The 18,330-nt window shown below is 36.2% G+C and carries 15 protein-coding genes; 3 read left to right on the top strand and 12 right to left on the bottom strand.

Annotated features, from left to right (window positions below):
- A partial coding sequence (locus D5R40_RS22355; RefSeq protein WP_124155236.1) for a transposase occupies positions 1-422 on the bottom strand: 422 nt, incomplete at its 3' end.
- A 17-nt stretch (positions 423-439) separates the two neighbouring features.
- Between D5R40_RS22355 and D5R40_RS35865 the strand changes: the two genes are divergently transcribed.
- Complete coding sequence (locus tag D5R40_RS35865; protein WP_161565045.1) at positions 440-616, top strand: hypothetical protein; 177 nt, start codon at positions 440-442, stop codon at positions 614-616.
- Positions 617-654: 38 nt separating this feature from the next.
- Here the strand turns inward: D5R40_RS35865 and D5R40_RS22360 are convergent, their stop codons facing one another.
- The 4 genes from D5R40_RS22360 to coaE form a co-directional block, all read right to left on the bottom strand.
- Positions 655-1,194, bottom strand: coding sequence for a helix-turn-helix domain-containing protein (locus D5R40_RS22360; RefSeq protein WP_124146036.1), 540 nt, complete (start codon positions 1,192-1,194; stop codon positions 655-657).
- Between the two features lie 156 nt (positions 1,195-1,350).
- Positions 1,351-1,653: a hypothetical protein gene (locus D5R40_RS22365; protein WP_240041637.1), complete on the bottom strand. Its 303-nt coding sequence runs from the start codon at positions 1,651-1,653 to the stop codon at positions 1,351-1,353.
- Positions 1,654-2,119: 466 nt separating this feature from the next.
- Positions 2,120-2,284: a hypothetical protein gene (locus D5R40_RS35870; protein ID WP_161564553.1), complete on the bottom strand. Its 165-nt coding sequence runs from the start codon at positions 2,282-2,284 to the stop codon at positions 2,120-2,122.
- A gap of 120 nt (positions 2,285-2,404) precedes the next feature.
- Positions 2,405-3,037, bottom strand: coding sequence for a dephospho-CoA kinase (coaE, locus tag D5R40_RS22370; RefSeq protein ID WP_124145265.1), 633 nt, complete (start codon positions 3,035-3,037; stop codon positions 2,405-2,407).
- Positions 3,038-3,582: 545 nt separating this feature from the next.
- On the opposite strand from coaE, the gene D5R40_RS22375 reads away from it, so the two are divergent.
- Positions 3,583-8,535, top strand: a complete 4,953-nt coding sequence (locus D5R40_RS22375; RefSeq protein ID WP_124145264.1) for a CHAT domain-containing protein — start codon at positions 3,583-3,585, stop codon at positions 8,533-8,535.
- Between the two features lie 80 nt (positions 8,536-8,615).
- Positions 8,616-8,780, top strand: coding sequence for a hypothetical protein (locus D5R40_RS35875; protein WP_161565046.1), 165 nt, complete (start codon positions 8,616-8,618; stop codon positions 8,778-8,780).
- A gap of 433 nt (positions 8,781-9,213) precedes the next feature.
- Here the strand turns inward: D5R40_RS35875 and D5R40_RS22380 are convergent, their stop codons facing one another.
- The 7 genes from D5R40_RS22380 to D5R40_RS22410 form a co-directional block, all read right to left on the bottom strand.
- Complete coding sequence (locus tag D5R40_RS22380; protein WP_124145263.1) at positions 9,214-9,402, bottom strand: hypothetical protein; 189 nt, start codon at positions 9,400-9,402, stop codon at positions 9,214-9,216.
- Positions 9,403-9,895: 493 nt separating this feature from the next.
- On the bottom strand, positions 9,896-10,819 hold the full coding sequence (locus D5R40_RS22385) for a class I SAM-dependent methyltransferase (protein ID WP_124155237.1): 924 nt from the start codon (positions 10,817-10,819) through the stop codon (positions 9,896-9,898).
- Between the two features lie 426 nt (positions 10,820-11,245).
- Positions 11,246-12,703 carry a mechanosensitive ion channel family protein gene (locus D5R40_RS22390; protein ID WP_161565047.1) on the bottom strand — a complete coding sequence of 486 codons (1,458 nt, stop codon included), beginning with the start codon at positions 12,701-12,703 and terminating at the stop codon, positions 11,246-11,248.
- A 648-nt stretch (positions 12,704-13,351) separates the two neighbouring features.
- On the bottom strand, positions 13,352-14,419 hold the full coding sequence (locus D5R40_RS22395; RefSeq protein ID WP_124145260.1) for an ABC transporter permease: 1,068 nt from the start codon (positions 14,417-14,419) through the stop codon (positions 13,352-13,354).
- Positions 14,420-14,763: 344 nt separating this feature from the next.
- The gene (locus tag D5R40_RS22400; RefSeq protein ID WP_124145259.1) at positions 14,764-15,888 is read right to left on the bottom strand and encodes an AI-2E family transporter; all 1,125 of its coding nucleotides are present in this window, start codon (positions 15,886-15,888) and stop codon (positions 14,764-14,766) included.
- 690 nt (positions 15,889-16,578) lie between these two features.
- Positions 16,579-17,424 (bottom strand): Npun_R2479 family HD domain-containing metalloprotein, encoded by an 846-nt coding sequence (locus D5R40_RS22405; RefSeq protein ID WP_124145258.1) that lies wholly within the window; start codon positions 17,422-17,424, stop codon positions 16,579-16,581.
- A 507-nt stretch (positions 17,425-17,931) separates the two neighbouring features.
- Positions 17,932-18,264 carry a transposase gene (locus D5R40_RS22410; RefSeq protein WP_339379427.1) on the bottom strand — a complete coding sequence of 111 codons (333 nt, stop codon included), beginning with the start codon at positions 18,262-18,264 and terminating at the stop codon, positions 17,932-17,934.
- Positions 18,265-18,330 lie beyond the last annotated feature (66 nt).

An 18,330-nucleotide genomic window follows, 5' to 3' on the forward strand; every position in this document is an offset into this window, starting at 1 on the left:
GACAAAAAAGCAGCACGAGTTACCATAGACTGGAGAATACCTGATTTCTGTTTCACCCCCAAATCAGTCTGAATACCACAACCTTGAGCCACAAGACGGACTAATGATTCAGATTTATGAGTATTGAGTTGATCTACAAGAAAAATCCATCCTCCATCAGAATCAGTATCGATAGTCTGTTCAATGTGTTGCAGAAAATCAACTTCTGTGGGGGTGGCCTTAATTGAAGGGGTAATGATTTGTCCTTTGGCAATATGGCAGTTGGCCAGTAGACATTGAGTGCCATGGCGAATGTACTCAAACTCATTGCGTTCGACTCGTCCTGGCTCTATTGGTTGAGTGGGGCAAATTCTCTCATTAGCTTGGATACTCGTCATTTCATCGGTACTAATCAGATGAATTCCTTTTTCGAGTAATATCATGTCCGGTAGCATCGGTCTTGTATAGCAAAGGTAAGGAAGAAGGAAGAAGGAAGAAGAAAGAGGGAAGAGGAAAGAAGGCTACCCTCGCAAGAAAAAAACCATCATTTCCTGTAGATATTCACCCTTGGGTTTACACAAACGATATAAACGGACATGATATAATTCTTGGGCCGACAGATATAACTGACAGATAGATTTAACCAGGTCGCGAAAAGCTACTGGGTCAGAGGGATTAGAGTTTAACCAGTAACGATGACGATGAGGTTGTAGAGTCGCTTCCTTTTAAAAAACGCCCCACACTGCGGGGTGAAATCTTCTCCACAATCCTTCTATCTATGGCTTCTTCTGCTAGCTCCCTTGGAGTCCAATGACTCACTGGTCTTTGAGATTGTTTTGGGTCTTCACAGGCCATTGCTACGATTTGGACTACTTGTTCCACGGAGAAAAATTTGGTTGTTCCTGGTCGGGGAGCATCACTGAGAATCTCTTCTATCAGTTTCCTTAACTTCTTGTCGCTCACCTGTTGAGTTTCAGCAATTGCAAGTTGTTCAGAAGCCTCCAACCACCTTTTTCGCCACTGCCTCACTTGCCTTCGATGTAGTTGTAGTTGTTCACTGATCGCTGTATTGTTGGTTCCAGAGGCAGCAGCTAGGATGAGTTTTACCCTTCTGACCAGGCCATAGGAATTGGTGGTCTGAAGGGTAAAACTTGCAGTAGGCTTTTCTGTCTTGGCGACAGGATTATGGATTGAGCTTTGGGGATAGGCATTCATTCATGGGGTTGACTGGGCTTATTGATTGGGCTTCCACAAATTCTAGTTTACTTCATAAATCACTTTTTTTTAGTGGTCACTTTTTGGGGCTGGCCTCTCCGATGCGATCGCACCTCTGAGTATTCTATCTCAGGAAGAGGGCATTGCTCCTACTGGTCACTTATTTCTGCCATCCTGCACTAGCGATCGCCACAAAAGGGGACGAGATTCAGTATTTCCTAATTCTCTAATATTTTGCCAAGTGTGCGGGTAGAGTTTTGTGGCGAAGGATGCCATCAACGGAACTACCAATACCATTCGCATAAACATTAGCAAAAATGAATTTTGTAGGGTGGGAGTGACAAACCTTCCTGTTTTCAAAATGCCCAAAATTTTCTGTTCGTTGAATAAAACTCTGACAATGACATTTTGAAAACAGAAACAGAATGATGCAAGTAGAACAATGAAAAAACCAAGCATTTGCTTTATAGCAAAGGACTGTTTTAAGACCTTGACTATTGTGGCATTAATTATATGATGTCTGGTGAATAACTTTTAAATAGATTAAGAGTTAGCCTTCTTTGGAGGAACTACGTTAACAGTTATAGCTATCAAAGGAAAGGGTGCAGAAATATCAAAAGCTTAAAACTCAGATAACGCAAAACTTTTCCTTCTTTCTTCTTCCTTCTGCTATATCAAGTGTATGATAGATGATAGCGAATGTTTACTCCGCGTCTACAGACCCGCCATGAATAAGCACTACACGCTTTTCAAAATATTGTTAATTGTTGAAAACCATAATCAGTATACTAGCAATTACCGGATTTGGTATAACTAGAAAATAAGAAAGTAGTTGATACAGCAGAAGTCAGGATGCTGGAAAACTTATATATCTGGTGCTGTGGATATGAAAGTACACAAAGGTTTACCTATTGCGACCAATACACTATGCTTCGCCACGTCCACTACCTCGTTCATCACAGTACACCCTAACTTGAGCAAAAGATTTTTGGGTATTTGAGGTTGAGTAATTTAGTTGCCAGCTACAGATATTACGGGATAAGATAGTCGAAATTACGATGGAAATATCAATAAATAGGTAGAGACTCATAGGAGTTATCTATTGTTCATACAAGGAGTTTCTACTACTAAATACGGAATTTATATAGTCTTTTCAGGATATAATTCAGTTTCTTTACCTATTCCAGGAAAATTGCGGCCAGATGGTCAATTATTTAGGTGATGAGGGATGAGCGATCGCTGAGTCTACTTGCTTCAACAAGATTTCTAAGGTTGAGGAGTTATCCAAAACTACATCTGCTTGTTGACACTTATTTTCTAGAGGCATTTGATGATTAATTCGAGTGTAAGTTTGTTCTTGACTTAACCCATCCCGTTTCATCAATCTTTCTATTTGTTGTTGAGGTGAAGTGTATGTAACCCAAATTTCTGTTACTAAATCAGTCATTTTGGCCTCAAACAGCAACGGTATTACTAATACTGCTGTGGGGTATTGATCGGAGGTCTGATACCCAGGTTCATTATTTTTTTTGACAAACTGCTGAATATTCTGCTCGAAGCAATCGCGTACATAAGGATGAATTTGTTTCTCTAACCAAAGTAACTCCTCTTGATTATTAAAAACAATCTCTCCTAATTTTTGCCTATTAAGATTACCATTAGGTAACAATATATCAGTGCCATAGTTTTCTATTATACTATCTAAAATCAATGAACCTGGTTGTACGGCTTTGCGAGCATAAATATCTGCGTCCCAAATTGGGAGATGGTAAGTTTTGTTCAGATAATTTGATACAGTCGTCTTTCCTGTACCAATACCCCCAGTTAAACCAATGAGACGCATCATCAAAAAGTCAAAAGTCAAAAATAAATAGCCAAAAGTTAATTATTTTTAGGCAGAGCCTAACTTTCAGTAGTTTAGCTTAATTTATACCATTTATTATCGTCGCTAGTTCCTTTGCTGGTAGTTGTAGGTGTAGAAAACAGGCGCGAGCAACCCTGACTTTTATCTTTCTGAAAAGTTACAAGCAAGTTATGAAAATTTTAGATTACAGTAGAAATGGAAATAGCTCAAACAGAAATTTTCAATATTTATTTTATTTTATGTTATTACAATAGCCAGAGTGGTTAGGACTTATGCTGATGATGAATCTTAGACTAAGCAATGTTTTTCCCACTGTTCCCTCTCTTGGTCGATTGGATATGGCGAAGTCTCCTCGCCATCCCACCCTACGGGAAGCTCCGAAGATCGACCGCTTGCCTCTGTCGCCGACGCGGGGTCGTACCGCTGTTCCCTATTTCCTGCTATAGATGTAGCTCATTAATTAAAGGACAAAAAATATTGACGAAAGAGTAGTTATATGATAAGCGATAAAAAATCACAAACCAATGAACTATGCACCCATCTATAAAATTTACCAGATTCTCATAGTTGTTCCCCTAACTGGACTTTGGGTATTGGATACTGCTGCCCTCCTACCATTCCATGACAACGAAAATAATGGTAGATTAGGAATGATTTCATGGAAAATTTTTTCCGCTAAAATCGCATCAGCTCAAACATCTACTCCATCAATAGTTCCCGAAGCAAATTCAACTAATACAGTAGTAACTCCGGTAACACCATCCCCAGATTCTTCCACAACTCGCTTTGATATTACAGGTGGGAAGCAATCACAAGATAATACTAATCTTTTCCATAGCTTTGAGAGATTTAATTTGGGAGAAAACCAAATTGTTAATTTTATATCTAACCCAAATATCAAAAATATTCTAACTCGTGTAACTGGTGGAGATGCTTCTGTAATTAATGGTCTAATTCAGGTAACAGGGGGCAATTCTAACTTACTGATGATGAATTCTGCGGGTATAATTTTTGGTGCAAATGCTAGATTGGATGTCCCTGCATCTTTTGTCGTAACTACTGGTTCAGGTATTGGTTTTGACTCTGGTTGGTTCAATAGCATAGGTGAAAATAATTACGATATTTTAACAGGAAATCCCAGTGCTTTTTCTTTCCCAATGACGAATCCTGGAGTAATTTTAAATGAAGGTGAGCTAACTGTTGAAGCAGGAGAAAGTGTCACTTTATTGGGAGGCACAATTATTAATACAGGTAAAATTTCTGCCCCAGGTGGTGAAATTACGATCTCCACAGTTCTTGGAGAAAATTTAGTCCGTATTAGTCAAGAAGGACGTTTATTAAATTTAGAAATAGCGACAGAGGATAGAGAAAGTTCTAATGATTTACCAGAAGAATTACACAGTTTAAATCCCTTATCTATACCAGAACTTTTAACAGGTAATAGTGAAGTGATGGAAATGGCTACCGGAGTTAGAGTTAATGATAACAATGAAGTAGTTTTGACAGGTTCTAATCAAGTAATTCCTACAGATTTAGGTACAACGATTGTATCTGGTTCTCTTGATATTTCTTTGGCAGAAAATTCGGAATTGGCAAATACAAGTAGAATCAATATTTTTGGAGAAAAAGTAGGATTATTTAATGCCAAACTGAATGCTTCTGGTATTTATGGTAGTGGCAATATTAGAATTGGTGGAGATTCTCAAGGTTTAGGAACAGTTCCTCGTGCTACTCGTACTTATGTAGATGAAAATACAGAAATATTTGCTACCTCTTTTAGGGATGAGGGTGGAAATATAGTTATTTGGAGTGATGAAGAAACTAGCTTTTTTGGCAAAATAGAAGCTATTGGTCGGATTGAAGAACAGTCTATATCGCTAGAACAAAACTCCAGTAAAAATCTAGTAGAAGTTTCTAGTCAAGGAAATTTAATTTTTGATGGTACTGTTAATTTAGGTTCTCCAGATGTGTTGGGCAGTTTATCATTTAAGGCTGAAAATATTAATATTGTAGATGCAAATATTGAGGCAGCAGATAATCCTTTAAAGGGGGAAACGGCAGCAGGATCTCAGATATCAAAATCATCAATAGAAAGCATATCAGATAGTACAAATATTACTTTTCAAGCGTCTGATAATATTACTGTCAACAATTTATCTGAAACTCAATTAAGTTTTGCTCAGACAAAAGGTGAAATCTCATTTGTCGCAGATAGTGACGAAAATGGTTTAGGGTCTTTGACAATACATTCAGAAAATACTATCAATACTCAAGGAGCAGCAGTTAATATTTCTGGCACGACGATAAATACTGGAAATATTAATACAGAAGGAGGAGAACTTAATATTACCAGTAGTCAAGGTTTTGTGATGACTAATAACTTATCTACTGCCAATTCAAATATGACAGTAGAAAGCAATGGTGGAGAGATTAATATTACGGCACAGGGAAATATTACGACTGGAGAAATTGATGCGAGTGGAGACTCTAGGGGTGGAAATATCACTATGAATGCTGCTACTAATATTGATACAGAAAGCATTAATGCTGAAGGTACGCAAAGTGGTGGAAATATTGATACTAGAGCTGGAAATACTCTCAACTTGCGAGGAATATCAACATCAAGCGGTAGTCGAGAAACTGGCAACATTACTATTACTGGAGATGAAATCAACCTTTTAGGTGGAGAAAACAGTGTCAGTAGCAATGGGAAACTCATCTTACAACCAGCATCAGAAAATCAAAATATTACTCTGGGAGGATTTGAAAATATACAAGGGACAGACGGCAATTTGCCCCTACACCTGACAACAGGAGATTTAGCAACTTTGGCAAATGGTTTTGAGTCTGTTACTATCGGAAAATCGGAAAACTCTGGCAATATTACTATTGCTTCTACAGAAAACAGCAATACAAATGGAGTTGTATTCAATGATCCCACAACTATTCAAGCAGAAAAAATTACAGGTACAGGTACAATAACTGGGGTAGATAATGCTCAAATTACTATAAATGCTAGTAGTGACATTTCCACTGGCAATATTTCCACATCCACAGGTATTACTATTACCAGCATTCAAGGCAATGTTAAGACTGGAGATGTGACGGCAAATACATCAGATAACAGTATTGGTAATATTGATATTACTAGTAGTGGTTCTATCGAAACAGGAAAATTAACCACCACAGGAACAACAGCAGGAGGAAATATTAATCTACAAGCAGGCGATCGCATAACTATAGGTAGAATAAATTCTAGCGCTACACTAGGAAATGCAGGAGAAGTTCAACTGAATGCGGAAAACGGTATTGAGGTCATATCTATACAAGCAGAAGGGGGAAATAGTGGAGGCAATGTCGAAATTACTACAGGTGATACTCTCAGGATAACAGGTACTTTTTTAGACAAAAATCAGAATATTGCTAGTATTTCTACCGCAGGAGAGATAGTGGGGGGAAATATTGCTATTAGCACCGGAAATACACCTTTTATCGTCGGAGATGCTACAATTAATGGTTCTGTAGGAGCAATAACAGATGGAAAATTAACAATTTCACCCGATCGCTCTCTAACTAGTAGTTTTGAACTCAAAGAAGTAGAAAACTCTCAACCACAAAATTCTGATTCTAGTGAAACCACAACGGAATCAGAAAATCAAGAAAATCAACCTCACTCAGAAGAATCAACTCCTCAAAATGTCACTCAACTAGAATCAACAGAATCTAGTAATTATGAGGGAAATCAAACTTCGATCGTTACCGAAACTCAAGCAGAATTAGTTGAAAAGCCAAAAAATATAGAGGAGTCGCAAACTCAAATTCCCTCTGAAGTAGATAACGAGGAACCCTCAAACACAGCTCAAGATATACAGATAGTATCTCAAAACCCCGAATCAAACTCACCAATTTTAGATAATTCTGAACCTACGGCGGCCCCTACAGAAAATATTGCATCCTCAATGAGTAGTTCAGAAGAACAAATTATCCCATTAGTTGTGGAAAATCAAAATCAAAATCAAACTACATTAGAATTTGACCAACCGAATAACTCTCAACTTGTTGTCGAAAATGTGGAGACAAATATTCTTGTAGAAGATACTAATTCCAGTTCAATTACATCAGTTTTAGAGCAAACTGTTGCTATAGAAAATCCCGTCCAAGGTAAGTCCTCTCAGAAACCAACTCCAACTATAGTCGTAGAAGAAAATATGACTACCACTGCTTCCGAAATTTCTCGCAACGATAATTACAATCAAGTTAGTTTAACTGATTCCCTATGGCAAATAGAGTTAAACAGAGGCAGAGAATTCGCGGGTTATTTAGGAAAAAATATTACTAAAAAAACTGCCACAGCAGCAAATATCCGAAATACTCTTAGTAGCGTTGAAAAAATTGGTATCAGACCAGCAATTATATATGTATCTGCACAACCCAATAATTTAGAACTGCAATTGTTTTTGCCAAACGGTAAACCTATTGTCAGAAGTAGTGGGCAAACAAGAGATGAAGTGATTGAGGTTGCCAAAAAATTTACAAATCAGATTAGGACTCCCAGTCAATTAAATTCTCATAATTATTTACCAAATGCCCAAAAATTACATCAATGGTTAATTGCACCAATTGCTGAAGAATTGGCAAATCATAATATTAATACGATCATTTTTTCGATGGATAGCGGTTTGCGAACTATTCCCATCGCCGCTCTACACGATGGTCAACAATTCCTGGTCGAAAAATATAGTTTGGGATTAATTCCTAGTTTTACTTTAACTGATACAACGTATGTTGGATTAAATGGTTCTCAAGTTTTAGCAATGGGAGCATCTGAATTTCCTGGTAATACCGAGCAAACTCCTCTGCCAGCAGTACCTGTAGAACTTAAAAGCATCGTGAATAATCTTTGGCCTGGTAAATCTTTTTTGAATCAAGGATTTACTCTCGAAAATTTAAAGCAGCAAAGTAGCAAAGAAAAATTCAAAATTATTCATTTAGCTACTCATGGAGAATTTCATCCAGGGGGTGCTGACAATTCTTATATTCAATTCTGGGATACTAAGTTACGCTTAAATGAATTACGCCAGTTACGTTTGTATAATGCACAGGTAGAATTATTAGTTTTGAGTGCTTGTACTACTGCAGTCGGAGATGAAGAGGCTGAGTTAGGTTTTGCTGGGTTAGCAGTGCAAGCGGGAGTCAAGTCTGCTTTGGCAAGTCTTTGGTACGTTAGTGATACTGGTACATTAGCTTTAATGACTGAGTTTTATCAGAGTTTATCTAACAGACCAATTAAAGCAGCAGCATTACGACAGGCCCAGTTAGCAATGTTACGGGGAGAGTTGCATTTACAAGATGGTCATATACTCCGAAATGGTAATAAACATCTACCTCTACCACGGGAGTTAGCTAGAGGAGGTAGAAGGGATTTATCTCATCCTTATTATTGGGCAGCATTTACGATGATTGGTTCGCCATGGTGAAAGAAGGAAGAGGGAAGAAGGAAGAAGGAAAAAGGCGTTGCTTAAATGTAATGATAATTAGGGTTTGCTGAAAAAGTCTTATGGGTGAGGGTAGGAGACAGGAGACAGGAGACAGGAGACAGGAGACAGGAGACAGGAGACAGGAGACAGGAGACAGGAGGAACGGGGAATTTAGAGTAGGTAGGAGTAAGAATTGTCAGAATGATTTCTCTGCCCAACTTTTGCCTAAAATACTAACTTTTTGAGCATGAAGAGCTGAAAACCAGGCACTTTTTTCGACCTCAAAAAGGCACTTGTCTTTATATATCAATGCTTTTAGATTTAATCAGCAAGCCCTAATTAGACATCTACTCCAACCATAGGGAGTAGGCAGTAGGCAGCTTTGCTGTAGGGGTAAAGAATTGATAATTTCTTTGGGATATAGATATTGATTTTTGATTCTTGGAGATGTCTATTAGCTGAAGGTAAAATTGAAAAACTGATGTTTTGCGCCCAAAGTTAATCTCAAAATCATTACCACTCAGCAACGCCAGGAAAAATAGGGAAACAATTTAATTAAGGAACAAGGAATAAGGAACAAGTAACAAGGAAAGAAGGAAAATAGGGAAACAATTTATCGATCCAACAGTTTCACAAGAAAAAATAGAAAGTTCAACTTTGCTCTGTTGCGATCGCTATTCAATACCGTTCTACATACCATCCAGGAATACCATAATTCCACCCTCTCATAGTTTCAAAAGGGTCTGCTCTTGTTAGTCTCCGATCGTCAGGCACAGCTACCAGAGGTGTTAAGTTATTGTTAATTTGTTGTTTTTCAGTTACGTTATTCAAAGTATTTCGTGGGAGATTTTTTTCTTTCTCAATCATTTTTTTTGATTCAAATTGTTTGCTAATTTAACATTAACCTACTTATTAAATTAATCAATCCCTCCGGTCATTAATCTCAATATTTCATTAAATAAATTTAAACTTTGTAATGTTGAGAATATTGACGCAACAAAACTAATTATAGCGATAATATCCTAAAAATAACCAAACTGCCCACTATATACAATGTCGATCGAGGTACAACGGAGGCAGGTGCGTTAGAAGCAGAAAGGCTTTATCAGTGATGCTAGGGAATCCCGCGTTGTCGCGTAAGCGCAACGTCGGGTAAATGTTTTTAAAGTTAATCAGCAAAGCTGAATTAAAAAATTAAAATCTCAACGATTATTTCACCCTAGAAATAATATTATGTGCCCCCTCCGAGGGAGCTACACTATCGAATAATTTAGTTATAATAAAATTTGTGTTTGTTTGTAGTTTAACTTTAGCCCTAATACAAGTATTGTAAGAGCTAAAGCCCCACTACGAAGCCCTATTATAATTGTTCTACTGGACATGATATAATTGTGCGATGACGATGAGTATTACAAATTATTTTGGGAGTCATAAAACCAGCATCTATCAATTCTTTTTCAATATCTAAAGTGAAATATTCATCCAGATAAGGTTCCGTACTCTTCAACAAAGTAAAAACATAAGGTTTCATCGTGGCATAAACTTCTGATTTAGGGTTCATATCCATAATTGCAATATTGCCATTTGGACGTAATAACCGCCTTGCCTCGCGAAATATTTTTCTAGTAGCAGTTTGTGGTAGTTCGTGACAGACTAAAGAGATAGAAATTAAATTAAAAGAAGCATCAGGCAAACCAGTTTCTTCCGCAGCAGCATGAACCCAATTAATATCCAAATTTTGTTGTTGAGAACGATACAAACCAACTGCCAAAAAATAAGGTGATAAATCTACCCCTGTAAACTTAGCTTCAGGGAAAACTTTTTGTAGGGGAAAAGTATTTAACCCCGCGCCACATCCTAAGTCTAAAATATCATTTGGTGTAGAAATTTCTGCTTTTAGAATATCAAGAAAACTTTTACGAAGTCTAGCATCTCCACCAATACCTTCTTCCGGCCAAATATTCGCATGAACTGCTAAAGCTGCTACTTCTTCTTCTGTAGCTGCTTGCCAACTCATATTACCTTTTTCATAAGCATGAAATGAAGTAAGGTAATATTCTGGATAGCTCAAATTAGGATTATTTACTATTTCCCATTCTCTATCCCAATTGCGTTCGGAGAGTTCTTTTGCTTGTTTGCGCCAAGGAACACCAATTTTTTCTGCACGTTTAATAATCATCTTTCGTGCTTGAGTTTTAGCAAAATTAGCGAGTGGTTTAATTGAGAGAATTCCATTGACTAATTTTGTAGCTAAATTAGGCTGAGATTTGAAAGTAGTAGTCATTATTTTTTTTCTACAAAAAATGTGTTTAAAATTAGTTGTATTGATTCTGCAATAACTATTAACGATTAACTATTAACTGATAAGCAGGTACGCAAAATTAATTACCGAAAAAAATTTCAGGTATAAAGCCTCTCCATTCATGGACAAAAAAGAAAAAAAATCCTTTTAGTCAATCCTATTCTTTATAATAATTAATAATTATTAATTATTAATTGTTGAAACATATCTAACATCATACATAATAGTATACTCTGGTATCAAAACAACAAAAATGGTAATTTTTTATGAGGTTGATCGGCGAATTAAACAACGAAACTAGAAAATTGTTGGAAAGAATGAAACCCTAAAAAAACTACATTAATATAGACAATACTAAACCAACTTAGCATCATCTACTTTTGATGAAATATCTCCAAAAACAACAATTTATCTATAGAAATAAGCTTGTCTCAGTCGCCGGACAATTTCTCCATGAACCTCACTGCGGATGCGGTTACCACGCTGACATTGTTCCAATTTAATATTATCAACAAAAAACTTCACAGCCATATTAGTATTAGTAAGACCAACATCAACTCCCGACATATCTTGCATCCAAATTCTTGGAGACTGCCAGGAAGCATAAGTTTGAAATCTCTCTTCTATCCATGTCCATAATTCTTCGGTATAATCATCCAATTTTGTTTCTGAAAAACCCCGATTAGCATTAACAATTTGCTGTAATAATTTGTTCATTTTCTTTGTTAAAAAATCTATTTTTCTTTCCCACTCATTTTCCAAAACTTCATTATCTATATCAATCAAATCTGGGTCATCTTGCCAGTTTCGATACCAACTTCTCAGCAAATTAATTAAAGTATCTTCATCCATATTCTGTGATGCTTGCAAATATAATGACTTTTGTCCTTTTTGTTTTTCTGATACTGTTTCTAACCCTACCATTCTCACTATATCTAAATAATAACCTTGAATTTCTCTAACTTCTCCCGAATCCAATCCCTGGATTTCCATAAACTTAATTTTACTAACTAACTCTGTAATTGCTTGCTTAATTTCTTCTAGCTTAACTTTAACTTTTTCCTCTGCGATAAGACGTTGACGACCAGCTTCTTTTTTAGATAAGAGATTATCCTCATCTTCTAATAATTGATCTGTCACCCTGTAAAAATTTTCTATAGCTACCAACTTTTTCTTGATATCTCCTAATGTATCTGGATGACTCAAAATTACTTCTTCAATAATTTTGATAGCTTGATTGGGGTCGCTATCTGCTCTAATTGGTACAATAATTGTATAATAATAGCTAGAATTAGGGCGACTGAAATTAATTAATTTTTGACTTTGTAAAGCAGCGTTAGGCACTAACAAATCACAATGACTTTCAATTAAATATAAAGTTGTTAGCCTAATTCCAATAGATTTAATTACAGCGACTGAGCCATCTTCTAAAGCCACAACATCACCAAATTTAAATGGTGTATCTACTAATAATACCAAACCACTAAAAAAGTTAGATAAAATATCTTTCAGGGCAAAACCGAGTACAAATGTAATACCACCAAATGCCACCCATAGCCCACTTAAATCTATTCCTAATGTTTGGAGGAATAAAAAACCTCCTATCAAGTAGACTAAAATTGGTAGGGTATTTTTAATCAAGGGAATTAAGACATCATCCCAGTCTGCTTCTGTTTTTTCTGCATATTTGCTGAGAGAATAAGCAATTACCTGGGTAAATAACTGATTGATTAAATAAGTAGTTACAACAATAATTCCTGCTGTTAATAATCTGTGAATTAAAGGTAAATGTTCTAATAAGTTTAAACTGTAAGTTAATACTTTTAGAGCAATTAGTACAAAAAGTATCAGTAGAGGAGTTTGCAAAATATTTATAGTTAAAATACCTATTTCATTGCTTGAACGGCGAAAGAAAGACTTTAGAACCGAGAATACTAACAGATATAAAAAGAATCCTAAAACTATTGCAATCCCTAAAATTCCTCCCTGTTCGAGCCAAGGGAGTGAGTATATAGCTGAAGAGTTTGATGTTTGTAAAAGTGTCAACATAGTCTAAATTCATTCCTCTTCTTTTTTGAAGTTTCAACTTTACCGAATAATTAGGGCTTGCTGATTAAATCTAAAAGCATTGACAGATAAAGATAAGTGCCTTTTTAGGTCTGGAAAAAGTACAAGCTTTTAGGTCGAAAAGGTTCAAAAAGTTAGCATAAAAGGCTGACTAGGAAAGAAAAATTAAGGGATAATTTTTCCGACGACCTCCTCTAAATTCCCATTTATCCTGTACAGGCAATTCGCGTTTGCGCAGCATTCCGGAGGAAATCGCCCCTACGACTCCTGACTCCTACCCCTACTCAAAGACTTTTTCAGCAAACCCTAATTATTAATTATTCAGCTTTATTAGCCTCCCCTTTCTCTTGGAAAAAAAGTTCTAGGATATTTCCTTATATTCAATTCCCTCACGGTTTTAACCAGAAGTAATTATCCATTATTAATTATCAATTATCCATTGGTAAATTAGCGTTGTAAATTTCGTGGATCTAGAGCATCTCGCAACCCATCTCCTAATAAATTAAAAGCTAATACAGTTAGAATAATTAATAATGCTGGAGGCCATACTAACCAAGGTTGTAACACTAAAATAGAAGCATTCGTGGCCAAAGATAACATATTTCCCCAGGAGGGGTCTGGTTGTTGAATACCTAAACCAATCAAACTTAAAACTGATTCTGAGATAATAAAACTAGGAATAGCTAAAGTTGCCGAAATAATTACATAAGTTGCTGTTTGGGGTAATACATGACGCACAATAATATAAAAAGAATTTGCCCCCATCGCCCTTACCGCTTGCACAAATTCTCGTTCTTTGATAGATAATACTTGTCCCCGAATGACCCTAGCTAACCCTGCCCAACTAATAAATGAAGTAATAACCACAATTAAGAGAAATCTTTGAGCACTGGTTAAACCAGGAGGTAATACAGCAGCAAGTGCCACTAATAAATAAATACCTGGAATTGTCATTAATACTTCAGCGAAACGCATCAAAATACTATCTATCCAACCACCAAAGTAACCAGAAATTCCACCAATAATCATTCCCAGGGGAAAGTAGATAGTAATTCCTACTAAACCAATAAATAAACTAATCCTACCACCAAAAAGTAAACGGCTAAATTGGTCTCGCGCTTGTTCGTCAGTACCTAATAAGTTAAATTTCCCTTCACCTGTGGTTCCGAATAAATGTCGATCCAAAGGCAAAATACCCAAGAGTTTATAGGGTGTTCCTTTGACAAATAAATTCAGAAGAGATGGTTTACTCAAGTCTACGTTTAACTCGCGGAGTCCAGTTTCTAAATCTACTGGTCCTTGAGTTGTGGGATAAACGTGGGGTCCAATAAACTCACCTGCTTGGTTTTGCCAGTAAATTTGAGTAGGTGGTAGTAGGGAACCATTGGGTTGAGATGTGTAGGGGTCGTATGGAGCAATAAAGTCAGCAGCAATTACTACCAGATAAAAAATTAATAGTAATAATGCACCAAATCTTGCTAAAGGATTTTTTTTAAGATTTTTCCACCATTTCATATTTAAGAAGTAAGAAGTAATAAGTAAGAAGGAATAAGTAAGAAAATAATATCGCTTGTCCCCTCCAGGGGAGTTACCCTATCGGATAATTACTAATAATAAGGTTTTTGTTCTTAGTTGGGCTTTAGCCCTAATACTTATAGTAGTTTAAAATAAAAATGAGACGGATAAATCCCTGATTTTTAAGGATTATGTCAAGGTTAAGTGCCTCAATCTTAACTGGAATGATTATTGATTATAAGTATAATAAGGCTAAAGCCCTACTACGAGCCTAAAAAGTTAGAAAGAAGGAATAATTTAGGGATAAGGAAGGAGATAAAAAGGAAGAAATAAGGCGTAATAAGTTAGGGAGAAACTTGTTGATTTAATTGTTTTATTTCTATTTCTGATACTTCATTTTCTTCATCCATAGGATTATAAAAGAAAGAGCCTGTTTGGGGTGGTAATTTTGGATTTAGAACCACTTCCACAATACTTTTTAAAACTCCAGTGAGCGGAATTGCTAATATTACTCCCAAAAGCCCTCCTATTTTACCACCTAATAGTAACGCTGCAAAAATAATTACTGGGCTAAGTCCGGTTAAATTACCCATGACTCTAGGGGCAACTATATTATCTTTAATTTGTTGGAGAGCGATCGCCACGATTAAGACTTTTAAAGCTAACCACCAATTAATAAATGTTACTATACTGCCTACAGTGCCAATGCCCAAAGTTGCGCCAATAAATGGAATTAATTCCATTACCCCGATAAAGACTGCAAATAGTAGAAAATAGGGAACACCAAGAAACCAAAAAGCAAAAGATAAAGTAGTTGCCATAAATAACCCTAATAGCAACTGCCCAGAGATAAAACTTTGAAGATTAACTTCTAGGGATTTTGTAAATACATCTCGTACTTTTGGAGCAATAATACTTGTCAGATTATTCCAAACTCTTTCTCCATCTAAGAGCATATAAAAGGAGATTACTAAAATTAAAATTAAGTCGAAAAACCAGTTAACTGTGCCTAAGACTAAACCAAAACTGGTAGTAGCGATCGCCTGTATTTCTTCTTGAGCTTTTGCTGATAGTTGCTGTTGTAAAATCCCGAAATCAAAGGGTAAGTTATTATTTTCACTCCAGGTTTGAAATTCTGTTAATTGCCATCTGGCCGATTCTAATAAGTCTGGAAATTTCAACCACAATTGTCGAGCTTGGTTAAGAACTGGTGGAACAATAGTTAGGCCGATAACTAATATTATTAAAGCAGCCGTTAAATATACTAAACCTGCTGCCAAACTTCGGGGCAAAATTTTTTGTAGTTTAGATACTGGATAGTTTAACAAAAATGCCACTAATCCTGCTGTAATTAGAATACTAACTATTTCACCTACATAACTAATTGCCCCGATTGTCAACCATCCTGCTACTAATAATAATAACCATGTAATTAGAAATTGTTGAATAGGTGAAAATTTGACATTCATAAAGTTAGTAATTGGTAATTAGTAATTGGTAATAGCTTAGACAGCTTCAACATTTATCAAATCTCAGTTTTGTATATAATTTTAGCCTGTTACAAATTACTTCAAACTGATTATTGGAAATATTCACCTGAAATTTTTGTCTGTGAAAATTTGCAACATTATCTAAATCCATGATCTGGTATAAAATAATAATTAAAAAATTTAAACCTTTAGAGGTAAAGGTTTTTAGGATTTAAGTAATTAGCCAATAATAACTGAATTTGGCATTATACCAATTCCCAAAAGTAACGCTATACTTAGGTCAAACTTCAGTTCTTAAGTAATTAAAAATAGCCGAATCACTTTTTTGCTAATTTTAGCCAAGTTAATGTTAATTATTCTTGTGTTTACTTCTACCCCACTCACCCACTTCCCCTCCTGGGAGGGGGAGGGGCGAGGGGTGGGTCCCCTACTCATGAAAATGTAGAAAAGTTTTTGAGAAATGGTATTAGAGATATTTTCTGTTTCTTGTTGCCTATCTCAACAAAATTTTATAGCAGTTTAAGGAAAAGGCGCGGGCATATCAAAAGCTTAAAACTCAGACAATGCTAGATTTTTCGCTGCTTCTGTCCTTCCTTCTCTAGTAGATAACTAAACGCCTTCTTCCTCCTTCCTTCTTCCTTCTTCCTTCTTCTTTCTGCTCCCTAATTTCTAAACAGCAACCTTCATAGAAGAATCATGCTCTATTACAAATACATTGGAGTAAAGGTTAGCAATAATTTGCTTACCTTGCTGTGTTAGTGACAAATATTTCAGAGCATTTTTTATATAAGGAAGAACTCCTTGCCAAAAAAATTGCGGATAATTATCGCGCAGATCGCTAGGATTTTTATACCCTACTTTTTCATTGAAACCCATTTCCTCAAATTCATAATATAAAGAACAAATTTTATTGAGGTAGCGGGGGTCACTTAACTGGCCAATTAAATCTGCCGCTCGTACTAAACCAGGATGATTAACAGTATCTTGATGATCTGATTCTTTCGGAACAGGAAAGCGTGTTAACTCAATATTATGTTTAATTATTCCCACATCAATTAGTTTATGACCGCCAAATCGTTCATTAATAAATAATTTTGCCCGATCCACATGATAAGGAGTTAAACTAGCATCCGTACAACCTAATGGCAAATTAACCATTTCATCATCCCTACCCGTAGCGTACCATCCTTTTTTGTCTGCCCGACAAACTCCTTTTACATATCCGATGTCATGGCAAACTAAGGAAATAATATAATGTAACCAATCTTCGCAGGCAACTCCTCCTTCTCGAATATGTTTTCCCCGTAGAATTTCTTGGCCTACAAGAGTCACCAGAATTGTATGCTCTACATTATGGTAAAGGGCATCGCTATTGGCAATATTTTCTAGTGCCATATTTCCTGCCCAACCAATAATTTCTTCGTAGTTAGATTTATGACCGCCGTAAGTACGACGGTAGCCATCTTTAATTTTTTCGACAAATGAATTAATTAATATTTCAGTGGCATTAAACATATTTTTTTCTTAATTTGTTTTGATTTTTTTAGGCTTTTCTAAAAATTGTAGTTGTCTGAGTTATTTTTTTGCTTTCTTACGTCATTTATTCTTACTTACTTAATATTATAAATAGTGCTGAAGGTAATGAGACACAGAGAGCAAAATCAGGGTCATTTTTATATTCGAGTTACTTCATGGTTTAAAGAAATCTAACAAAACGATAATTTTTCTTTACAACATAAGTGTTGAGTGGTTATAGAAATGGGTGAAAGTAAATTGAGAAGTAAAATTATACCAGAAAATAGGCTTTGTTGCATGAAGGTGGCGATCACAAAAATCACCCCTGTAGAGGAATGAACTAGAATTGTACTTTGTAACTTTCTGGCTTACAATCTTTAATTATACGGTAATTATACGGTTGAGGAGGGCACATTGTATCAATAACTCCACTGCTTGATTGTTAAATTTCCGTCGTCGTAATTTACCTGCGAACATCACTTTGAGCCGAAACATTGTGGTCTCGGATCAGGAGCGTCGGTGGTAACCACTTTCATGCTTCCATTTCTTTAGTCCTATTTGACGAATGCGTCTGAGGTTCTCATCTCTGGGATGGGGTGGAGCTTTACAGTTGCCATGTTGCCCAATCACGGCATTTTTTCGTGGAGGAATCGTGATTTTTGCTCCTCTTTGACTAGCCTTTTGATCAGACTTATACTTGTCGTATACCCCGTCTCCTGATACTTGAGCTATTTCTCCTTCTATACCATCTAGTAGCTCAGAAAAAGCTTCATCATCACGCTTCACGTTGGTACTTACCATAGCAGTAGCTATCTCCCCAGTTGCCTCCAAAACCCCCAAATAGAGCTTATATCATGTCCGGTTGAACAGTGATAAATAAATAACTACGGAGTCCTCAGGAGTCAG

The sequence above is a fragment of the Okeania hirsuta genome, from assembly GCF_003838195.1.
GTDB classification, from domain to species: Bacteria; Cyanobacteriota; Cyanobacteriia; order Cyanobacteriales; family Microcoleaceae; genus Okeania; species Okeania hirsuta.

Excerpts from the sequence above, each read along its gene's own strand:
- D5R40_RS22360 (WP_124146036.1), bottom strand. The coding sequence starts at position 1,194 with ATGAATGCCTATCCCCAAAGCTCAATCCATAATCCTGTCGCCAAGACA.
- D5R40_RS22365 (WP_240041637.1), bottom strand. The coding sequence starts at position 1,653 with ATGCTTGGTTTTTTCATTGTTCTACTTGCATCATTCTGTTTCTGTTTT.
- D5R40_RS35870 (WP_161564553.1), bottom strand. The coding sequence starts at position 2,284 with ATGAGTCTCTACCTATTTATTGATATTTCCATCGTAATTTCGACTATC.
- coaE (WP_124145265.1), bottom strand. The coding sequence starts at position 3,037 with ATGCGTCTCATTGGTTTAACTGGGGGTATTGGTACAGGAAAGACGACT.
- D5R40_RS22375 (WP_124145264.1), top strand. The coding sequence starts at position 3,583 with ATGAACTATGCACCCATCTATAAAATTTACCAGATTCTCATAGTTGTT.
- D5R40_RS35875 (WP_161565046.1), top strand. The coding sequence starts at position 8,616 with ATGGGTGAGGGTAGGAGACAGGAGACAGGAGACAGGAGACAGGAGACA.
- D5R40_RS22380 (WP_124145263.1), bottom strand. The coding sequence starts at position 9,402 with ATGATTGAGAAAGAAAAAAATCTCCCACGAAATACTTTGAATAACGTA.
- D5R40_RS22385 (WP_124155237.1), bottom strand. The coding sequence starts at position 10,819 with ATGACTACTACTTTCAAATCTCAGCCTAATTTAGCTACAAAATTAGTC.
- D5R40_RS22395 (WP_124145260.1), bottom strand. The coding sequence starts at position 14,419 with ATGAAATGGTGGAAAAATCTTAAAAAAAATCCTTTAGCAAGATTTGGT.
- D5R40_RS22400 (WP_124145259.1), bottom strand. The coding sequence starts at position 15,888 with ATGAATGTCAAATTTTCACCTATTCAACAATTTCTAATTACATGGTTA.
- D5R40_RS22405 (WP_124145258.1), bottom strand. The coding sequence starts at position 17,424 with ATGTTTAATGCCACTGAAATATTAATTAATTCATTTGTCGAAAAAATT.